Annotated in this window: 2 protein-coding genes; one reads left to right on the top strand and one right to left on the bottom strand. The window is 70.7% G+C overall.

Annotated features, from left to right (window positions below):
- Positions 1-455: hypothetical protein (locus WHI96_RS27590; protein ID WP_349302514.1), on the bottom strand; the 455-nt coding region annotated here is incomplete at its 3' end.
- A gap of 137 nt (positions 456-592) precedes the next feature.
- On the opposite strand from WHI96_RS27590, the gene WHI96_RS27585 reads away from it, so the two are divergent.
- Complete coding sequence (locus WHI96_RS27585; RefSeq protein ID WP_345643928.1) at positions 593-1618, top strand: site-specific integrase; 1026 nt, start codon at positions 593-595, stop codon at positions 1616-1618.
- Positions 1619-1803 lie beyond the last annotated feature (185 nt).

Genomic DNA, 1803 nt, shown 5'->3' with positions numbered 1-1803 from the left:
GCCTCGGGATCGGCCAGCGTGTCCAGGGCGTCGCGCAGCTCGCTGCTGCTGTGGTCCAGGCGCGCGATAAGCGCGGCGACCTGGTCGGTCACGCTCTGACCGGCGCGGGCGATCGGGCGGGCCAGCGCGTCGTCGACCTCACCACGGCGCCGGGCGGGAGTGCCGCCGTCGAGGATCCGCTTGGCGTTGACGCGGTCGTGCCTGACTCCGCCCCCGACCTGATAGCAGTACTTCGGCCGGCGCCCGGACCCCGCGTACTCCATGGTGTTCGCGCACCCGCCCGGGAACTGGCACGGCTCCAGATCGGGTCGGCGCAGCTGCGCCCGCCACGCCGGCCCGCCCGAGGACCCCTCGGTCGCGAGAGTGTCGGCCGCGTCCGGGGCCCCGGCGTCAGCTCGGACGTCCGCCGCCGCGCCGTCATCGGCCGGGACGTCAGGAGGGGGCTGCTCGCTCACGACACCAAGCTATCTGGAACGTATCGTTACGTCAATCGTTCTGATTTACGTACTGTTACAACGAAACGATACGAAACGCGGCAGCGCTTGGCGGGATCATCCATGAGATCCCGTCAAGCAGCGGATAGGCTCCGCCGGTGCCGCCCGCCGAGCTCGACACCGTCCCGGACACCTCGACCGCGGTCGAGGCCCCGCTGTCGCCGGACGAGGCCGCCTACGTCGCCGCGGCCCGCGCACACAACACCCGCCGCGGCTACCGCTCGGTCTGGACGAGCTTCACCGCGTTCTGCACCGACCACGACCTGACACCGATGCCCGCTGCGCCGGCGACGGTGTCGGCCTACCTGGTCGCGCTCGCCCAGGCTGGGGCGAAGGTCCGCACCATCGCCAAGCACCTGTCCGGGATCCGCGCCGCCCACCGGGCCGCGGACCTGCCCGACCCCGCCGTCACTGCACGGGTCACCGCCGTCTGGGAAGGCATCCGCCGCAGCCACGGCGCCCCACCCGACCAGGCCGCCCCGCTCATGCCGCCTCTCCTCGACCAGGCCGTCGCCGCCTGCCCGAGCACCCGCACCTGGAAGAACCGCCCCGACGAGCCATCGCTGGCCGGCGCCCGCGACCGCGCCTTGCTGCTGGTCGGGTTCTGGGGCGCCCTGCGCCGCGCCGAGCTCGCCGCGCTCACCGTCGAACAGCTCGGCTCCGAGCGGGAGCTGCGCAGCGGACGCCGCGGCCGCGTCCTGACCCTGCACCGCTCCAAGACCAACCAGACCGGTGACCAGGCAGAACTCATCGGCCTACCTCGCGCCGAACACCCCGACCACTGCCCACTCACCGCCCTGCAGGCATGGCTCGATCTTGCAGGTATCACCACCGGACCGATCCTGCGCAAGGTCTCCACCGGCAACCGCGTCCTCGACCAACCCCTGCACCCCGAGTCGATCAACAACCTCGTCCAGGCGGCTACCGCCCGCGCCGGGGTACCCGGCGGCCCCTACAGCGCTCACAGCTTGCGCGCCGGGTTCGTCACCTACGCCCATCTGCGCGGTGCCACCGACCGAGCGATCGCCCACCAGACACGACACCGCTCCATGGACACCATCACCACCTACATCCGCGTCGACGACGTCTTCACCGACAACGCCGTCCTGCAATTAGGACGTTGACGCGCAAAAACTGCGGAGTTGCATCGGATGCAACTCCACGCTCGCCTTGCTGAGCGGTCTGATCTCGCGCCACGGCCCAGACTGCGGCGAACTTGTCGCAGCGTACCCGGAGGTTCTCCGCTGGGATCGCTGCCAGCTGCTCAGCAGCTGGCCGTCATGGGTCTCAGGATGACAGTAACTGACAG

The sequence above is a fragment of the Pseudonocardia tropica genome (assembly GCF_040105315.1).
In the GTDB taxonomy this organism is placed as follows: domain Bacteria; phylum Actinomycetota; class Actinomycetes; order Mycobacteriales; family Pseudonocardiaceae; genus Pseudonocardia; species Pseudonocardia alni.
The sequence above is the reverse complement of the archived record's forward strand: the minus strand, read 5'-3'. Positions and strand labels throughout refer to the sequence as shown.